Source organism: Sphingomonas qomolangmaensis, assembly GCF_024496245.1.
Taxonomy (GTDB): domain Bacteria; phylum Pseudomonadota; class Alphaproteobacteria; order Sphingomonadales; family Sphingomonadaceae; genus Sphingomonas; species Sphingomonas qomolangmaensis.
Window position 1 is genome coordinate 2,690,323 of record NZ_CP101740.1, and the last position, 18,010, is coordinate 2,708,332.

18 protein-coding genes and 1 other RNA gene are annotated in these 18,010 nt (G+C 67.0%); 13 read left to right on the forward strand and 6 right to left on the reverse strand.

What is annotated here, in order from left to right:
* Positions 1–11: 11 nt before the first annotated feature.
* Positions 12–1,196 (reverse strand): PQQ-dependent sugar dehydrogenase, encoded by a 1,185-nt coding sequence (locus NMP03_RS12865; protein WP_256505849.1) that lies wholly within the window; start codon positions 1,194–1,196, stop codon positions 12–14.
* A complete protein-coding gene (locus NMP03_RS12870; RefSeq protein WP_256505851.1) occupies positions 1,193–2,362 on the reverse strand; it encodes a PQQ-dependent sugar dehydrogenase in 1,170 nt (389 codons plus the stop codon). Before NMP03_RS12870 ends, NMP03_RS12865 begins: the two co-directional genes overlap by 4 nt.
* A gap of 207 nt (positions 2,363–2,569) precedes the next feature.
* On the opposite strand from NMP03_RS12870, the gene rimP reads away from it, so the two are divergent.
* The 6 genes from rimP (at position 2,570) to NMP03_RS12900 (ending at position 9,639) form a co-directional block, all read left to right on the forward strand.
* Positions 2,570–3,148, forward strand: a complete 579-nt coding sequence (gene rimP, locus NMP03_RS12875; RefSeq protein ID WP_256505852.1) for a ribosome maturation protein RimP — start codon at positions 2,570–2,572, stop codon at positions 3,146–3,148.
* Complete coding sequence (nusA, locus tag NMP03_RS12880; protein WP_256505853.1) at positions 3,148–4,827, forward strand: transcription termination factor NusA; 1,680 nt, start codon at positions 3,148–3,150, stop codon at positions 4,825–4,827. Before rimP ends, nusA begins: the two co-directional genes overlap by 1 nt.
* A 135-nt stretch (positions 4,828–4,962) precedes the next feature.
* Complete coding sequence (locus tag NMP03_RS12885; protein ID WP_256505854.1) at positions 4,963–5,670, forward strand: DUF448 domain-containing protein; 708 nt, start codon at positions 4,963–4,965, stop codon at positions 5,668–5,670.
* Positions 5,671–5,678: 8 nt separating this feature from the next.
* Complete coding sequence (infB, locus tag NMP03_RS12890) at positions 5,679–8,471, forward strand: translation initiation factor IF-2 (RefSeq protein ID WP_256505855.1); 2,793 nt, start codon at positions 5,679–5,681, stop codon at positions 8,469–8,471.
* A gap of 144 nt (positions 8,472–8,615) precedes the next feature.
* Entirely contained in the window at positions 8,616–9,044 is a 429-nt protein-coding gene (gene rbfA / locus NMP03_RS12895) for a 30S ribosome-binding factor RbfA (protein WP_256505856.1), read from the forward strand.
* Positions 9,045–9,069: 25 nt separating this feature from the next.
* Complete coding sequence (locus NMP03_RS12900) at positions 9,070–9,639, forward strand: thymidine kinase (RefSeq protein WP_256505857.1); 570 nt, start codon at positions 9,070–9,072, stop codon at positions 9,637–9,639.
* A 19-nt stretch (positions 9,640–9,658) separates the two neighbouring features.
* Here NMP03_RS12900 and NMP03_RS12905 read toward each other — a convergent pair whose 3' ends face one another.
* Positions 9,659–9,994 carry a hypothetical protein gene (locus NMP03_RS12905; protein WP_256505858.1) on the reverse strand — a complete coding sequence of 112 codons (336 nt, stop codon included), beginning with the start codon at positions 9,992–9,994 and terminating at the stop codon, positions 9,659–9,661.
* Positions 9,995–10,092: 98 nt separating this feature from the next.
* Here NMP03_RS12905 and truB point away from each other — a divergent pair, with 98 nt between their 5' ends.
* The 5 genes from truB to NMP03_RS12930 all read left to right on the forward strand — a co-directional run bounded on the left by truB (position 10,093) and on the right by NMP03_RS12930 (position 15,489).
* Complete coding sequence (truB, locus tag NMP03_RS12910; protein WP_256505859.1) at positions 10,093–11,082, forward strand: tRNA pseudouridine(55) synthase TruB; 990 nt, start codon at positions 10,093–10,095, stop codon at positions 11,080–11,082.
* Between the two features lie 14 nt (positions 11,083–11,096).
* Entirely contained in the window at positions 11,097–11,366 is a 270-nt protein-coding gene (gene rpsO / locus NMP03_RS12915) for a 30S ribosomal protein S15 (RefSeq protein ID WP_033919583.1), read from the forward strand.
* Positions 11,367–11,524: 158 nt separating this feature from the next.
* Positions 11,525–13,891: a polyribonucleotide nucleotidyltransferase gene (pnp, locus tag NMP03_RS12920; protein WP_256505860.1), complete on the forward strand. Its 2,367-nt coding sequence runs from the start codon at positions 11,525–11,527 to the stop codon at positions 13,889–13,891.
* 144 nt (positions 13,892–14,035) lie between these two features.
* A complete protein-coding gene (locus NMP03_RS12925) occupies positions 14,036–15,049 on the forward strand; it encodes a sensor histidine kinase (protein ID WP_256505861.1) in 1,014 nt (337 codons plus the stop codon).
* A gap of 71 nt (positions 15,050–15,120) precedes the next feature.
* A complete protein-coding gene (locus NMP03_RS12930; protein ID WP_256505862.1) occupies positions 15,121–15,489 on the forward strand; it encodes a DUF4440 domain-containing protein in 369 nt (122 codons plus the stop codon).
* A 105-nt stretch (positions 15,490–15,594) separates the two neighbouring features.
* Here NMP03_RS12930 and ssrA read toward each other — a convergent pair.
* Positions 15,595–15,943, reverse strand: a transfer-messenger RNA (tmRNA) gene (ssrA, locus tag NMP03_RS12935).
* 87 nt (positions 15,944–16,030) lie between these two features.
* Here ssrA and NMP03_RS12940 point away from each other — a divergent pair.
* Positions 16,031–16,459: an RrF2 family transcriptional regulator gene (locus NMP03_RS12940; protein ID WP_256505863.1), complete on the forward strand. Its 429-nt coding sequence runs from the start codon at positions 16,031–16,033 to the stop codon at positions 16,457–16,459.
* A 193-nt stretch (positions 16,460–16,652) separates the two neighbouring features.
* Here the strand turns inward: NMP03_RS12940 and mscL are convergent, their stop codons facing one another.
* The gene (gene mscL / locus NMP03_RS12945; RefSeq protein WP_256505864.1) at positions 16,653–17,108 is read right to left on the reverse strand and encodes a large conductance mechanosensitive channel protein MscL; all 456 of its coding nucleotides are present in this window, start codon (positions 17,106–17,108) and stop codon (positions 16,653–16,655) included.
* Between the two features lie 81 nt (positions 17,109–17,189).
* On the opposite strand from mscL, the gene NMP03_RS12950 reads away from it, so the two are divergent.
* Complete coding sequence (locus tag NMP03_RS12950; protein WP_256505865.1) at positions 17,190–17,729, forward strand: NUDIX hydrolase; 540 nt, start codon at positions 17,190–17,192, stop codon at positions 17,727–17,729.
* Here NMP03_RS12950 and NMP03_RS12955 read toward each other — a convergent pair.
* Complete coding sequence (locus NMP03_RS12955) at positions 17,722–18,003, reverse strand: ETC complex I subunit (protein WP_256505866.1); 282 nt, start codon at positions 18,001–18,003, stop codon at positions 17,722–17,724. The genes NMP03_RS12950 and NMP03_RS12955 overlap by 8 nt on opposite strands.
* Positions 18,004–18,010 lie beyond the last annotated feature (7 nt).

The following is an 18,010-nucleotide window of genomic DNA, read 5'->3' on the forward strand; positions in this document are numbered from 1 at the left end:
ACGCGGGTATTTCAGCCGGGGGTCAGCTTCAGCAGCCGGCCCCCGGCACCGTCTTCGAGCACCCAGATCGCGCCGTCGGGGCCTTGTTCGACCTCGCGGATGCGGCGGCCGAGCGGGATGCGCTGGACCTCGCTCGCGGTGGCGCCGGTCAGCGCGACGCGCACCAGCCCCTGCTGCACCAGCCCGCCGATCAGCGCCTGGCCCTGCCAGCCGCTGAACAGCGTGCCCGAATAGATGATCATGCCGGCGGGCGCGATCACCGGGGTCCAGAATGCCGCGGGGCCGACATAGCCGTCGCCGGGGCGGTGATCGGGGATGTCGCCGCCGCCATAGTCGCTGCCGTTCGAGGCGCGCGGCCAGCCATAATTGCCGCCACGTTCGATGACGTTGAGTTCGTCGCCGCCCTCGGGGCCGTGCTCATGCTCCAACAATCGGCCCGAGGCGTCGAAGACGAGGCCATAAGGGTTGCGGTGGCCGAAGCTCCAGATCTCGGGGCGGAAGCCCGCCTGGCCGACAAAGGGGTTGTCGGTCGGCACGCCGCCGGTGTCGGTGAGGCGGACGACGACGCCGAGCGTCTGCGATCGGTCCTGCGCGGGGGTACCCTGTTGGCGCTCGCCCGCGGTGACGAACATCCGCCCGTCGGCGGCAAACGCGATGCGGCCACCGAAATGGCCGTCACCCGCGACCTTGGGCGCCTGGCGCCAGAGAATAGCGAGATCGTCGATCCGCAACGCGTCGGCCGACAAGGTGCCGCGCGCAACCGCGAGGCCTTTGCCGCCGCTGCCCGCTTCGGCGAAGCTGAGATAGACCAGCCGATTGCTGGCGAATTGGGGGTGGAGGACGACGTCGAGGAGCCCGCCTTGGCCTGCGGCGGCGGCGACCGGAACGCCTGCGATCGGCTGCGACTTCTCGCCCGCCTGGGTGACGATGCGCAAGGTGCCGCCGCGTTCGGTGACGAGCAGCCGGCCATCGGGAAGGAAGGTCATCGCCCAGGGCGAATCGAAGCTGGCGACCGGGGCGCTGCACACCGTCGTGGTGGGCGGCGCCGGGGTGGGCGTGGGGGTCGGAGTCGGGGCGGGAGTGGGCGCGGGCGTCGGTGTCGGGGTGGGCGTGACCGCGCCCGTCCCGCCGCCATCGCACCCCGCCAGCAACGCCAGCGGAGCGCAGAGCGCGGCGAGACGGGCGCGCGGGGTCATGCGGGCTTGGTCAGCTTGAGCAGGCGACCACCCTCGCCATCCTCGAGCACGTAGAGCGCGCCGTCGGGGCCTTGCTCGACCTCGCGGATTCGCGCGTTCATGCCCCATTGGTCGCCCTTGGTGGCTTGGGTGCCGTTGACGTCGATTCGCACCAGCGCTTCGGACGCCAGGCCGCCGACGAACAGGTCGCCCTGCCATTCGGGGAACATCGCGCCCGAATAGGCGATCAGGCCAGCCGGCGCGATCACCGGGGTCCAGTTGACCTTGTACTTTTCGAACTCGGGGCGGGTGTCGTGGTTGGGGATGTCGCGGCCGTCATAATGATCGCCGTCGGAGACGATCGGATAGCCATAATTCTTGCCCGCCTGGATCAGGTTGATCTCGTCGCCGCCCATCGGCCCCATTTCCTGCTCCCACAAATTGCCCGCGCCATCGAAGGCGATGCCGAGCAGGTTGCGATGGCCATAGGACCACACCGCGGGGTTGAAGCCCTTGGCGGTGAGCGCGGGGTCACCCGCCGGCTTGCCGTCGAGGGTCAGGCGAAGCACCTTGCCGAGCGTCGCCTTGGGATCCTGCGCCGGATCGAACTTCTGGCGCTCGCCATTGGTGAAGAACAGGTGCTGGCCGTCGGGCGCGAAGGCGATCCGGCCCGAATAATGGCCGTCACCCTCGACATAGGGCGAGGCGCGGAAGATCACCGACACGTCCTGCAGCGCGGGCTTGTCGCCATCCTGCAGCACGCCGCGCGCCAGCGCGACGCCCTTGCCGCCGGGGCCGGCTTCGGAGAAGCTGAAATAGACCATCCGGTTTTGCGCGAATTGCGGATGCAGCACGACGTCCATCAAGCCGCCCTGGCCTTCGCTGTCGACCGCGGGGATGCCCGTGAGCGGCGTCTTGGTCTTGCCGTCGGCCGAAACGAGCATCAGCTGGCCCGCCTTTTGCGTCACCAGCATCCGGCCATCGGGTAGGAAGGTCATCGCCCAGGGCGCGTCGAACGCGGCAACCGGGGTAATAGCGAAGGGAAGGCCGGCCTGCGCGGCACCGGCGGGGCTGGCGGCTGCGGTCGCGGCATTGGCGGGAACGGTCGCGTTGCCCTGATCGGCGGCGCTGCAAGCCAGCAGCGAAGCCGAGGCGATAGTGGTAAATAGAATGGTGCGCGTGGACATGGTGTCTCCCGAAGACGTTACGTTTCGAACTTCAACCTGCACCAAGCGACGCGGTTCCGCCAGAGACGCTTGCCGATCCTGGAATCGGCGCGTATATGGAAGGCCTGCTCGACATTGGTGACATTGACGAGGTCGGGACCGAAAGGCTCCGGCGCCCAGACCGTTTGCGCAAAACCCAGGCTGCTTGCCTGTACAATGAAAGACCGCATGGCCGATATCGCCGCCCTGGCTGCGCTGATCGAACCCGAAGCGACCGCGCTCGGGCTGGCGCTGGTGCGCGTCAAGATGTTCGGCGGCACCTCGGACCCGACGCTGCAGGTGATGGCCGAGCGCCCCGACACCCGCCAGCTGACGATCGACGATTGCGCGGCGCTGTCGCGGCGGATTTCGGACGTGCTCGACGCGCTCGAAGCGCAGGGGCGCGACCCGATCGTCGAGGCGTATCGGCTGGAGGTATCGTCGCCGGGGATCGATCGCCCGCTGACCCGGCTCGCCGATTTCGGCGATTGGGCGGGGCATGAGGCGCGGATCCACTTGGTCGAGCCGGTCGACAATCGCAAGCAGCTGACGGGCATCCTTGCGGGCATCGACGGCGACCAGATCACGATCGACGTGCGCAAGCACAAGGAAATGACGATCGGGTTCGCGCAGGTCGCCGAGGCGAAGCTGCTGCTGACCGACAAGTTGATCGCCGCCACCCAGCCATTGTCGCTGGCCGGGGCCGACGAAATCATCGAAGCGCCGAGCGAAGGCGTCGACGAAACCGAAGCAGAGGAACAGGACTGATGGCCACCGCCGTTACCGCCAACCGCGCCGAGCTGATCGCGATCGCCGATTCGGTCGCCAAGGAAAAGCTGATCGACAAGGCGATCGTCATCGAGGCGATGGAGGACGCGATCCAGCGCGCCGCCAAGAACCGCTATGGCGCCGAGAACGACATCCGCGCCAAGCTCGATCCGGTGACCGGTGATTTGCGCTTGTGGCGCGTCGTCGAAGTCGTCGAGGCGGTCGACGATTTCTTCAAGCAGGTCGATGTGGCGCAGGCCGAGAAGCTGCAAAAGGGCGCGGTCGTCGGCGATTATATCGTCGATCCGCTGCCGCCGATCGAATTCGGCCGCATCCAGGCGCAGGCATCGAAGCAGATCATCTTCCAGAAGGTCCGCGACGCCGAGCGCGAGCGCCAGCACGAGGAATTCAAGGATCGCGTCGGCGAGATCATCACCGGCGTCGTCAAGCGCGTCGAGTTCGGCCATGTCGTGGTCGACCTGGGCCGCGCCGAGGGCGTCATCCGCCGCGACCAGCAGATCCCGCGCGAGGTGGTGCGGGTCAACGACCGCATTCGCAGCCTGATCTTCAGCGTGCGCCGCGAGAATCGCGGGCCGCAGATTTTCCTCAGCCGTGCGCATCCCGACTTCATGAAGAAGCTGTTCGCGCAGGAAGTGCCCGAAATCTATGACGGCATCATCGAGATCAAGGCGGCCGCGCGCGATCCGGGCAGCCGCGCCAAGATCGGCGTGATCAGCCATGATTCGGGGATCGACCCGGTCGGCGCGTGCGTCGGCATGAAGGGCAGCCGCGTCCAGGCGGTCGTGCAGGAAATGCAGGGCGAGAAGATCGACATCATCCCCTGGTCGCCCGACATCGCGACCTTCGTCGTCAATGCGCTGCAGCCCGCCAATGTCGCGCGCGTGGTGATCGACGAGGAAGACGACCGGATCGAAGTGGTGGTGCCCGACGACCAGCTTTCGCTGGCGATCGGCCGTCGCGGCCAGAACGTCCGGCTGGCGAGCCAGCTGACGGGCAAGGCGATCGACATCCTCACCGAAGCCGATGCCAGCGAGAAGCGGCAGAAGGAATTCGTCGAGCGTTCGGCGATGTTCGAGAAGGAGCTCGACGTCGACGAGACGCTGGCGCAGCTGCTGGTCGCCGAAGGCTTTGGCGAGCTCGAGGAAGTCGCCTATGTCGAGATCGCCGAGCTGGCGACGATCGAGGGCTTCGACGAGGATCTGGCAGGCGAGCTCCAGAACCGCGCGCAGGAAGCGCTCGATCGCCGTGAGGAATCGAACCGCGAACTGCGGCGTTCGATGGGGGTCGAGGACGATCTGACGACGATGCCGTATCTCACCGAGGCGATGCTGGTGACGCTGGGCAAGGCGGGGATCAAGACGCTCGATGACCTCGCCGACCTGGCGACCGACGAGCTGGTCGAGAAGAAGCGCGCCGAACCGCGCCGCCGGAACGACGACGCGCCCAAGCGCCCCGAGCCCAAGGGCGGCATCCTGGCCGATTATTCGCTGAGCGACGAGCAGGGCAACGAGATCATCATGGCCGCGCGCGCGCATTGGTTCGAGGACGAGGCACCTGCCGCGGCCGAGAGCGATGCGGGCGAGGCCGATGTGGCCGAAGCCGATGCGCCCGAAACCGATGCTGCCGGGGAGGACGCTGTTGCGGAATCCGGGCAATGATCGGGCGGAAGGCCTAACCTGTTCTCTCCCCCCTCCCGCTTGCGGGAGGGGTCGGGTTTTGAAAATGCCCACCCCTAACCCCTCCCGCGAGCGGGAGGGGGACCCGGTTGCGCGCGTGTCGTCGGGGGTGGCCGCATGACCGCCGACCCGATCCGCACCTGCGTGCTTTCGCGCGAGGAGGCGCCGCGCGAGGGGCTCGTGCGGCTGGTGCTCGGCCCCGACAACCAGGTGCATCCCGATGTGCGCGCTAAAGCCCCCGGGCGTGGCGGGTGGATCGGGGTGACCCGCGTCGAACTCGAAGCCGCGCTTGCCAAAGGCAAGCTGCGCGGCGGGCTGGCGCGTGCGTACAAGACCGGCGATTTCACGATCGCCGCCGATCTGCCGCAGCGGATCGAGGACCAGCTGCGGCGCAATGCGCTCGACCGGCTGGGGCTCGAATCCAAGGCGGGTTTCCTGATCGTCGGCGGTGACCGGATCGGTGAAGCCGCGCGTTCGGGCAAGCTGCGCGTGCTGCTCCATGCCGCCGATGCGAGCGAGGATGGCAGCCGCAAGCTGGCCCAGGCCTGGCGTGTGGGCAGCGACCGCGAAGGCAGCGATCTCAAGGGGATGACATTGCCGATCGACCGCACCATATTGTCGTTGGCGCTTGGCCGCGAAAATGTGGTACATGCCGCGGTGACCGATCCCAAGGCGGCCAAGCGGGTTAGCGAAGCGCTGACACGCTGGCTGCATTTTATCGGACCAGACCCCGCCCCCTTGCCTTGCGAAACCGGCTCGCAGGGCGCATCGGCTGCCTCGGCAGACGATGCGCGCGGACCCGCCGGCACGAATGAAGGACCTTGAGTAACCGGATGAGCGACACGGACAACGAAAAGCCGAAATTGGGCGCGCGCGCGCCGCTGGGCCTCAAGCGCACGGTCGAGACCGGTCAGGTGAAGCAGAGCTTTAGCCATGGCCGCTCGAATACCGTGGTGGTCGAGGTGAAGCGCCGCCGCGTCATCGGCCGTCCGGGCGAGGAACAGCCCCAGCAGGCAGAGGTCGCGGCGACGCCGGCCCCTGTCGCCGAGCCCGTGCGTCCGGCGCCTGCGCCCGCCGCGCCGCAGCGCCAGGCACCGCCCAGCACCTTGCTGTCGCGCCAGGAGATGCAGGCCAAGCTGCTGCGCGAAGCCGACGAAGCCCGCATGGCAGCGCAGGAAGATGCGCGTCGCCGCGACGAGCGGATCGCGCGTGAGGCCGCCGAAGCCGAGCGCCAGCGCGCCGAGGAAAAGCAGCGCGAAGCGGCAAAGCCCGCCGCAGCGCCCGCCGCGCCCGAGCCGGTGGCACCGCCGCCCGCGCCGGTCGCAGCACCACCCGTCGTTGCGCCCGAGCCGGTTGCCGCACCCGCGCCGGTAGCGGCTGCCGAGCCTGCAAAGGCCGAACCCGCGAAGGCCGAACCGGCAAAGGCCGAGGCGCCCGTCGCCGCCGCGCCCGCACCGGTGGCAGCGCCGACGCCCGCTCCCGCGCCTGCGCCGATCGGTTTCGGGCTCGACCCGAGCCGTCCCGCGCCGCGCCGCTTCACCCCGGTGCCGCGTCCTGAAATCCCGCGCCCGCAGCCCAAGCCCGAGCCGGTTGCTGCCGAACCCGAAGCCACGACGGCCACGGGCGATGCCGGTGCGCAGCGCGCCGGTGGTGCACCCAGCGCGCCGGGTGCCAAGCGTCCCGACCAGCCCGCCGCGCGTCCTGCGCGCGGTCGCCAGGGGGACGATCGTCGCCAATCGGGCAAGCTCACCGTCAACCGTGCGCTGTCCGACGACGGCGGCGCGCGTGCGCGGTCGCTCGCCGCGCTCAAGCGCGCACGCGAAAAGGAACGCCGCGGATCGGGCGGCCCGCGCGAGCCGCAGATCAAGCAGGTCCGCGACGTCAAGGTGCCCGAGACGATCACGGTGCAGGAACTCGCCAACCGGATGGCCGAAAAGGGCGCCGACCTGGTGAAGTCGCTGTTCAAGATGGGCATGCCGGTAACGGTCACCCAGACGATCGACCAGGATACTGCCGAACTGATGGTGACCGAATTCGGCCACAATATCGTCCGCGTGTCCGACAGCGACATCGACATCCAGACCGACACCGTCGACGATGCGGTCGAATCGCTGCTGCCGCGTCCGCCGGTGGTGACGATCATGGGGCATGTCGATCACGGCAAGACGTCGTTGCTCGATGCGTTGCGCGGCACCGATGTGGTGGCGGGCGAAGCCGGTGGCATCACCCAGCATATCGGCGCCTATCAGGTGACGCAGAAGGACAAGTCGAAGATTACCTTCCTCGACACGCCGGGGCATGAAGCGTTCACCGAGATGCGCCAGCGCGGCGCCAACGTGACCGACATCGTGATCCTGGTGGTCGCCGCCGACGACGGGCTGATGCCGCAGACGATCGAGGCGATCAGCCACACCAAGGCCGCTGGCGTGCCGATGATCGTGGCGATCAACAAGATCGACAAGCACGACGCCAATGCCCAGAAGGTGCGCGAGCGGCTGCTCGAGCACGACATCCAGGTCGAGGAAATGGGCGGCGAGACGCAGGACGTCGAAGTGTCGGCGCTCAAGAAGCTCGGGCTCGACGATCTGATCGAGAAGATCCAGCTGCAGGCCGAATTGCTCGAACTGCGCGCCAACCCCGATCGGTCGGCCGAAGGCACGGTGATCGAGGCCAAGCTCGACAAGGGCCGCGGTCCGGTCGCGACGGTGCTGGTCAGCCGCGGTACGCTGCGTGTCGGCGACATCTTCGTGTGCGGTGCCGAAAGCGGCAAGGTGCGCGCGCTGATCGACGACAAGGGGCGCCAGGTGAAGGAAGCCGGGCCATCGGTTCCGGTCGAGGTGCTGGGGCTTTCGGGCGTGCCGATGGCGGGCGATCCGCTGCAGGTGGTCGAGACCGAGGCACGCGCGCGCGAAGTCGCGGCGTATCGCGCCAGCGTCATCCAAAACAAGCGGACGACGACGGCACCTGCAAGCCTCGAGACGATGTTCTCGGCGCTCAAGGAAAAGCAGGCGATCGAATATCCGCTGGTGGTCAAGGCCGACACCCAGGGTTCGGTCGAGGCGATCGTGGCGTCGATCAACAAGATCTCGACCGCAGACATCCGTGCGCGGGTGCTGCATTCGGGGGTTGGCGGCATCACCGAGAGCGACGTGACGCTGGCGGCGGCATCGGGGGCGCCGATCATCGGCTTCAACGTGCGGCCGAACGCCAAGGCGCGTGAGATCGCCGAGCGGAGCAAGGTGGCGTTCAAATATTACGACGTCATCTATGACCTGACCGACGAGATCCGCGCCGGCATGGCGGGCGAGCTCGGCCCCGAAGCGTTTGAAACGGTCGTTGGCCGTGCGGAAATCCGCGACGTCTTCTCGGCCGGCAAGCACGGCAAGGCGGCGGGTCTGCTCGTCACCGAGGGCGTCATCCGGAAGGCGCTCAAGGCACGTATCACCCGCGACGACGTCATCATCTACCAGGGCGAGATCGCATCGCTGCGGCGGTTCAAGGACGATGTCGCCGAGGTCCGCGCAGGGCTCGAGTGTGGCGTGACGTTCACGCAGAACTTCGTCGACATCAAGGCGGGCGACTATCTCGAGACCTTCGAAGTCGAGATGCGCGAACGCACGCTGTAATACAGTCCCTCTCCCGCTGGCGGGAGAGGGAAGCAGCCGCGGCGCGGCGGGAGGGTGAGGGAAGGCTTGAACCGTGACCGGTTCGTCCGGTGGGCCGCAAGGCCCTCACCCCAACCCTCTCCCGCGCGCGGGAGAGGGAGCTAGATGCCCAACGAAACCACCGAAACCCGCAACGTCCGGCTGCTTCGCGTCGGCGAGCAGGTGCGACATATCCTGTCGGACATCCTGATGCGCGGCGACGTGCACGACGAGACGCTCGCCAAGCATATGGTGTCGGTCACCGAAGTGCGGATGTCGCCCGACATGCGGCATGCGACGGTGTTCGTGAAGCCGCTGCTGGGCAAGGACGAGGAAGCGGTGCTCAAGGCGCTGCGGACCAATACCGCGTTCTTCCAGCGCGAAGTGGCGAACCGCACCCGGTTGAAATACGCCGCCAAGATCAAGTTCATCTCGGATGAGAGCTTCGACGAAGGCAGCCGGATCGACACCTTGCTGCGCGCGCCCAATGTCGCGCGCGATCTGGGCGACGCCGGCGAGGATGGCGAGGACGGCGATCCGGGTCCGGCGAGCTGATCGCCGCGGTCTGGTGGTAGCCTGAATGGCCAAGCTCTATTTCTATTTTGCCAGCATGAACGCGGGCAAATCGACCACGCTGTTGCAGGCCGATTTCAATTATCGCGAGCGCGGGCTTTCGACGATGCTCTTCACCGCGGCGATCGACGACCGGGTGGGCGAGGGCCGGATCGCGTCGCGGATCGGGCTAGCAGCGGCGGCGACGCCGTTCGATGCGGCGACCGATCTGTTCGCCTGTGTCGGCGCGCGCGGCGCGGTCGATTGCGTGCTGGTCGACGAGGCGCAGTTCCTGACGCCGATGCAGGTCGATCAATTGGCGCGGCTGGCCGACGATGCGGGGGTGCCGGTGTTGGCCTATGGGCTGCGGACCGATTTCCAGGGCGAGCTGTTTCCCGGATCGGCGCGGTTGCTGGCGATCGCCGATGCATTGATCGAGCTCAAATCGGTGTGCGCGTGCGGGCGCAAGGCGACGATGAATTTGCGGATCGACGGCGAGGGTAAGGCGGTGCGCGAGGGGCGGCAGACCGAGATCGGCGGGAATGACCGCTATGTCGCGCTGTGCCGGCGGCATTTTTGCGAGGCAATGGCGGGATAGGCTGCCGACCTACGGGCCGTCAGGGCTTGCCGCCGCTGAGCCGTTTGGCGCCGGCCAGGCCGCGGAGCGCTTCGGTGCGGACCGCCAGTTCCTGCGCTTCGGAGGGCGACAGGCCGTCCTGATCGAAGCGATCCCCGAGCGCGCCGATGATCCGTACGTCGCGCCGTAGCGATCGCGCCTCGCGGCGGTCCAGCTGGCCCGACCGGCGGCCGTCGCGGATCGATTCGGTGATGTCGCGGGTGCCGTCGGCGGGGCGGATCGCGATCGGGGTGGTCGGCAGCTCGAAGGCGGTACGACCGCCGTCCCAGATCTGGCTACCCGCCGCCAGTGCCAGCCATGTCGCTACCCACGCCATATCGCCCTCCCTGCATGTCGGCGCGATGCTCGCGCGGCGCGGCTTTCGGAAGGCTGAACGGGCTGGGGTTTCGTGGTGGCAGCGGCTAAGCCGCGGCGATGCATGGCTGGATCATTCTCGACAAACCGCTGGGGCTCGGATCGACGCAGGGGGTGAGCGCGGTCAAGCGCGCGCTGCGCAGCGGGGGATATGCCAAGGCCAAGGTGGGGCATGGCGGTACGCTCGACCCGCTGGCGACCGGCGTGCTGCCGATCGCGGTGGGCGAGGCGACCAAGCTTGCGGGGCGGATGCTCGATGCGAGCAAGGAGTACGACTTCACGATCGGGTTCGGGGTGCAGACCGATACGCTCGACCTGGAAGGCAAGGCGGTCGCTACAAGCGACGTGCGGCCGACCATGGCGGCGGTCGAGGCGGTGCTGGGGCGCTTCACCGGGCCGATCGAGCAGGTGCCGCCGGCCTATTCGGCGCTGAAGGTGGGGGGCGAGCGCGCTTACGACCTGGCGCGGGCGGGCGGGGAGGTGGTGCTCGCGACGCGATCGGTGACGGTGCACGACCTGCGTTTTTCCCCTGCCACGGGGAGGTGGCGCGCCGACGGCGCGACGGAGGGGGAGGATGCGCAGGTGTTCGCGAGTCCGCCCCCTCCGTCTGCCTTCGGCAGCCACCTCCCCCTGGCGGGGGAGGAGATTGGGGAGGTTACGCTTGCCGCGCATGTGTCGAAGGGGACCTATATCCGCAGCCTGGCGCGCGACATCGCGATCGCGCTCGGCACCGTCGGGCATGTGACGATGTTGCGGCGGACGCGGGCGGGCCCGTTCGGGCTCGATACCGCGATTTCGCTGGACAAATTGGCCGAAATGGCTAATGCCCGCGCGCTTGAAGACATCATCCTGCCATTGAGGGCGGGGCTGGACGACATCCCGGCTCTACCCCTCTCCCCCGACCAGGCAGGTGCGCTCCGACAGGGGCGGGTGTTGGTCGGGATCGCCGTTGACGATGGCCAATACTTTGCGATGCTGGCCGATGTGCCGGTAGCGCTGGTCGAGGTTTCGGGCCGAGAGGCTCGTGTCGTTCGCGGCTTCAACCTCTAATCGAAAGGATCACGATGTCGATCACGCCCGAGCGCAAGGATGCGCTCATCAAGGAACATGGCCGCGCGAGCGGCGACACCGGCAGCCCCGAGGTCCAGGTCGCAATCTTGACCGACCGGATCGTCACGCTGACCGACCATTTCAAGACGCACGCCAAAGACAACCACTCGCGGCGTGGGTTGTTGATGATGGTCAACAAGCGCCGCACCTTGCTCGACTATCTGAAGAAGAAGGATGTCGAGCGGTACCAGTCGCTGATCGGCAAGCTGGGTCTTCGCAAATAATCTCAACGGCCCCCTCGCGGGGGCCGTTTTGCTATCGGGGCCGGAGCAATTCGGTTTTGGCCCTGCGTTCCATCGCTCAGGCGGTGGAGCCAAGCCGGGCCACCATCGGCCCGCACACAGGCCCCGGCTGCATCGGGCGGCCGGATGAAGGAAAATCAATGTTCGACATGAAGAAAGTGGAAATCGAGTGGGGCGGACAGACCCTGACGCTCGAAACCGGCCGCGTTGCGCGGCAGGCCGATGGCGCCGTGATGGCGACGCTCGGCGAGACCGTGGTGCTGTGCGCCGTCACCGCCGCCAAGTCGGTGAAGGAAGGCCAGGATTTCTTCCCGCTGACCGTCCATTACCAGGAAAAATTCTCGGCTGCCGGCCGCATCCCCGGCGGCTTCTTCAAGCGTGAGCGCGGCGCGACCGAAAAGGAAACGCTGACCAGCCGCCTGATCGACCGTCCGATCCGCCCGTTGTTCCCAGAAGGGTTTTACAACGAGATCAACGTGATCTGCCAGGTGCTGTCGTATGACGGCGCGAACGAGCCCGACATCCTGGCGATGGTCGCGGCATCGGCTGCGCTGACGATTTCGGGCGTGCCCTTCATGGGCCCGATCGGCGCGGCGCGCGTCGGCTATGTCGACGGCGAATATGTGCTGAACCCCACCACCGCACAGGCACGCGACGGCGATCTCGACCTGGTCGTCGCCGCCACCGGCAACGCGGTGATGATGGTCGAATCCGAAGCCAAGGAGCTGTCGGAAGAGATCATGCTGGGCGCGGTGCAGTTCGCGCACAAGGCGTGCCGCCAGGCGGTGAACGCGGTGATCGACCTGGCCGAGCAGGCCGCCAAGGATCCTTGGGAAATGGCCGAGCAGGCCGATCTTTCGAAGGCCAAGGACAAGCTGAAGAAGCTGATCGGCAAGGATATCGCGGCTGCCTACAAGGTGACCGACAAGTCCAAGCGTTCGAACATGCTCAACGAAGCGCGCGCCAAGGGCAAGGCGGCGTTCGCCGATGCAGCCCCGCAGGACCAGATGGCCGCGGGCAAGCTGATGAAGAAGCTCGAGGCCGAGATCGTCCGCGGCGCCATCCTGAAGGACGGCACCCGCATCGACGGTCGCACCACGACGCAGATCCGTCCGATCGAGGCGATGGTGCATTTCCTGCCGCGCGCGCACGGTTCGGCGCTTTTCACCCGCGGCGAGACGCAGGCGATCTGCACCACGACGCTGGGCACCAAGGACGCCGAGCAGATGATCGACGGCCTGGACGGCCTGAGCTATTCGAACTTCATGCTGCACTATAACTTCCCGCCCTATTCGGTCGGTGAAGTCGGTCGCTTCGGTGCGCCGGGCCGCCGCGAAGTCGGCCATGGCAAGCTCGCCTGGCGCGCGCTGCACCCGGTGCTGCCGAGCAAGGACGAGTTCCCGTACACGATCCGCGTATTGTCGGATATCACCGAGTCGAACGGTTCGTCGTCGATGGCGACGGTCTGCGGCGGTTCGCTGTCGATGATGGATGCTGGCGTGCCGCTGAAGCGCCCGGTTTCGGGCATCGCGATGGGGCTGATCCTGGAAGGCAAGGATTTCGCGGTCATCAGCGACATCCTGGGTGACGAGGATCATCTGGGCGACATGGACTTCAAGGTCGCGGGCACGTCCGAGGGCATCACGACGATGCAGATGGACATCAAGATCGCCGGCATCACCGAAGAGATCATGAAGCAGGCACTGGCACAGGCCAAGGAAGGCCGCGCGCACATCCTGGGCGAAATGGCCAAGGCGCTCGATTCGACGCGTACCGAGCTGTCGGCGCACGCGCCGCGGATCGAGACGATGCAGATCGACAAGGCCAAGATCCGTGAAGTGATCGGCACCGGCGGCAAGGTGATCCGCGAGATCGTCGCCACCACCGGCGCCAAGGTCGACATCGACGACGAGGGCCTGATCAAGGTGTCGTCGTCCGACGTGGCGCAGATCGAGGCCGCGATGGCGTGGATTCGCGGGATCACTGAGGAAGCCGAAGTCGGCAAGGTCTATGACGGCAAGGTCGTCAACCTGGTCGATTTCGGGGCATTCGTGAACTTCATGGGCGGCAAGGACGGGCTGGTCCATGTTTCGGAAATCCGCAACGAGCGGGTCGAGAAGGTGGCCGACGTGCTGACCGAAGGCCAGGCCGTGAAGGTCAAGGTTCTTGAAGTCGATCCGCGCGGCAAGGTTCGCCTGTCGATGCGCGTCGTCGACCAGGAAACCGGTGCCGAGCTGGAAGACACCCGCCCGGCGCGCGAGCCGCGTGAAGGCGGCGATCGTGGTCCGCGCGGCCCGCGGCGCGACGGTGACGGCGGCCGTGGCGGTCGTGGTCCTGGCGGTGGCGGCGGTGAGCGTGGCGGCGGCGAGCGTGGCGGTCGCGACGACAGCCGCGGTCCGCGGCGCGATCGCGGGGCCGGCGGCGGCGAAGGCCGTGGCCCACGCAACGACGGTCCGAAGGACGATGGCGGCGATATCGGCCTGCCTTCGTTCATCACCGAAAACTGATCCGCGCGATCAACGACGAAGGACAAAGGGAGCCGCTTGCGGCTCCCTTTTTTCATGGCAACGCCGTTTGCCGATGGGCAAACTTGCTCGAGATCAAAGACATGGCGGCATATTGATGTTGTTACGGCAGCGTTGCGTACACAAGTGAACAAAGGGGGTGCGAAAACGCACCTGATCGAGCGGTTGCCGCTCTTGCCCGACCAGCCGTTGCTGGCGGTAGCATCGACGACTCTGCTGATCGCGGTCGCCTTCGTGCTGCGGCTGATCGCCGATCCGGTGCTGCCGCCGGGCTTTCCCTTCGTCACCTTCTTCCCCGCGGTGATCCTCGCCTCGGCGCTGTTCGGGTCGCGGATGGGCGTGTTCGCCGGGGTCGCGTGCGGGCTGCTCGCCTGGTATTGCTTCATCGGCGATCGCAACAGCTTCGATCTGGGCTGGAGCGGGATCGTCGCGATGGCGTTCTATACCGCGGTGGTCACCACCGATGTCGCGATCATCCATTGGATGCAGCGCGCCAACCGCAAGCTGGCGCATGAGCGCGAGCTGAGCCGCACGCTCGCCGAGACGCGGCAATTGCTGTTCCACGAGCTCCAGCATCGCGTGTCGAACAACCTGCAGGTGGCGGCGGGGCTGATCTCACTGCAGAAGCGCCAAGTGCGCGACGAGGATGCGCGCGCGGCGCTCGACGAGGCGGCGCGGCGGCTGGGGTTGATCGGACGGATCAGCCGGCAATTATACGACGCCGGCGGCAGCGCGCGGCGGATGCGCGATTTCCTAGAGCCGCTGTGCAACGACGTGATCGAGGCGAGCGGTCGCCCGGGCATCAGCTGCAACGTGATCGTCGATGACGACGCGTTGCTGTCGGCCGATGCCGCGATCCCGCTGGCGCTGATCGTCGCGGAGGCGATGGCGAACGCGATCGAGCACGGCTTTGCCGGCCGCGACCACGGGGTGATCGATGTCGAGCTGTCGCGCGACGGCGGTTCGCAGGTGCGGATCGAGATTCGCGACGATGGCCACGGCCTGCCCGAAGGGTTCGACATCGACGCGAGCGACAGCCTGGGACTGCGGATCGCGCGGACGCTGGCGGGGCAGCTCGACGGCAGCTTCGAGCTGGTGCGCGGTACCGGCGCTACGGCGCGGTTGCTGATACCGGCTTAAGTCCGGGGCTGTTTGGGGGAACGATCGCCCTGGTTCGACCGCTGAGCGCCTGAATCAACAGGAGTGCTAATATGGAAGACGATCGGGTCTGGCGTTTCGAGGAAAGCCTGTGGACCGGCGATGCCGAGCATTATCGCGAGGCGATCGACGGTGAATGCCTGATGGTGCTGCCGACCCCGCCCTTCGTGATGAGCGGCGCGCAGGCGATCGAGGCGGTGGCCGCCACGCCGCGCTGGGCCAAGATAGCTTTCAGCGACCAGCAGATCGCGCGGCCGCAGGAGGGGCTGATCGTCGTCGCCTATGGCGTGGAGGCCGAGCGCGAGGGTGAGGAGCCCTACACCGCGCATTGCACCTCGACCTATCGGCGGATCGAGCATGAGTTGTGGCGGGTGGTGCAGCACCAGCAGACGCCGCCATTGGTGGCTACCGGCGAGGCGTAAGCCAGTTACGCTCGATCGCCTCGAACCTGCGTTCGGGGCGATTTTGACATGTGTGAAGCTGAAATCGGGTGGGGAGCTTCTGTTGCTCGGTGCTCCCCGTACCGCCGTAACGCTTCTGTTGCCCGGTGCGTCCAACCGCGCTTTTGGCCTACTTAACGTCCACCCGTGAGGGTATCAGTTAGGCAGCAATCGCGAATGCCTCGTTATCGTTGGCATTTATGTTATGGGCCGTTGCGGTGGACCCATGCCGAGCGAAAGCTGCGTCGTTCAACACACGTCGATCCTAGTTCGGCCCCGTCAGGACCGGTCGCGCCCTGAAAGGGCAACCGGTTTTGGTGGAGCCGCCGGGTACTGCCCCCGGGTCCGCTGCGTCTATGACACGCAACATTTTATCGCTATAGCCGGGCGAACCCGGCCCGTCCGATATAGGCGATCGCGCGATAAAGGGAAGATACCGGGCGAGAGCTAAGCTGCGGTTCAGTGACAAAATGGCATCGACGCCTTTCCAACGCCACAAAGCGATGCCAAGAGACGACCGATCATGTTGACGCAGCGTTCCCGATACGCCCTTCGCGCGATGATCTTCCTTGCCGGCCAGCCGATTGCGGGTGCGCCGACACCGATGAATCGTATCGCCGCGCAAGCGAATGTGCCGCGCAAGTTCCTCGAGCTGATCCTCGCCGATCTGCGCGAGGCGGGGTTCATCGTGTCGACGCGCGGCAAGGCGGGCGGCTATCGCATGGCGCGGCTGCCGCATCTGATTTCGCTGGGCGAGATCATCCGGGTGATCGAGGGGCCGCTGGCGCTGGTGCCGTGCGTCAGCCGCACCGCGTATCGCCCGTGCGCCGATTGCAGCGACGAGGCGAGCTGCGCGATCCGCATCGCGATGGCGCGGGTGCGCGACGAGACCGCGCGGATCCTGGACGGGACGAGCTTGGCGGATACGCAGGCGGAAGCGCTGGCGGCTTAGGGGGGCTTCTTCTTAGCCCTCTCCCGCGCGCGGGAGAGGGTTGGGTGAGGGCTCTTCTGCTTCTGCTGTTGCGCCCGCCCGAAAAATCCTCACCGCTGCGACTAGCGGCCGCAAGGGCGACCCCAAGTCTCGCTGCCTCTCCCGCAGGCGGGAGAGGGTAAAGGGGTGCTCCTCTCGCGCAGGCGGGAGGGGGTCAGAGGGGCGCCCGGTTCTTCAGTTCGTCGCGGATCTCGCGCAGCAGGACGATGTCGGCGGGGTCGGCGGCGGGGGGCGCGGTGCCTTCGACCTTTTCCCTTTCCATGCGTGCGAGCATCCGGTTGACGCTGCGCACCAGCAGGAAGACGATGAAGGCGAGGATGACGAAGTTGAGCACCACCGTCGCGAACGCGCCATAGCCGAACAGCGGGACGCCCGCGGCCTTGAGCGCGGCATAATCGTTGAGCGAGCCGGCATAGCCCGCGGGCACCGGCCCCAGCCGGACGAAATAGCTGGTGAAATCGAACCCGCCGAAGATCGCGCCGATGATCGGCATGATGACGTCGTCGGTGAGCGATTTGGTGATCGTGCCGAACGCCGCGCCGATGATCACCCCGACCGCGAGATCGAGCACGTTGCCCCGCGCGATGAAGGTCTTGAATTCGCCCAGCATGTCGTTTTCCCCGCGTCGCCTTGCCTTGGCCATTTCATAGCGCGGCGGCGCGCGCTAGGCGAGCGGGCGAAAGGAACGCCGATGGACCATTTCGACCACGACGCCCCCATTGAGACGATGTGGGAGGGCCGCTTCATTACCGCCAAGCGCAAGGGGCGGTGGGAATATGTCGCGCGCGCGCGCGGCATCCGTGCGGCGGTGATCGTCGCGATCGATGGGAGCCACGTGCTGCTGGTCGAGCAATATCGCGTGGCGCTGGGGCGGCGGTGCATCGAACTGCCCGCGGGGCTGATCGGCGACGAGACCGAGGGCGAGGATATGGGGGTCGCGGCGGCGCGCGAACTCGAGGAGGAAACGGGGTATCGCGCAGGCTCGATCGAGTCGCTGGGCGAATATTTCTCGTCGCCGGGGATGGTGTCGGAGAGCTTCACCTTGGTGCGCGCGCGCGACCTGGTGCGGGTGAGCGAGGGCGGCGGGGTACCGGGCGAGGACATCACGGTGCACCGCGTGGCGCTTGGCGAGGTCGCGGCGTTCGTCGCGGCCAAGCGCGCCGAGGGATGCGCGATCGACGTCAAGATGCTGATGCTGCTGGCGCCGGCGCTGCTCGGCGGGGTTATTTGAAGTTGTCGGCGTAGGCCTGGAGTTTCAGTTTGCGCGCCGGCGCGGGGACGACGTGGAAGGCGATGCCTTCGCGCGCGGCATAAGCGGTGGCGGCCTCGAGCGTCGGGAAGCCGAGCTTCACCTGGTCGCGGACGTCGCCCGAACCCGCCCAGCCGGTGAGCGGATCGGGGCGCTTGGGCTCGGCCTGCTCGAATTCGAGCATCCAGCGGTCGGTGTTGGCGCGGCCCGAGGACATCGCATTCTTGGGGCGCTGATAGATACGGGCGTTGGGCATGGGGCTC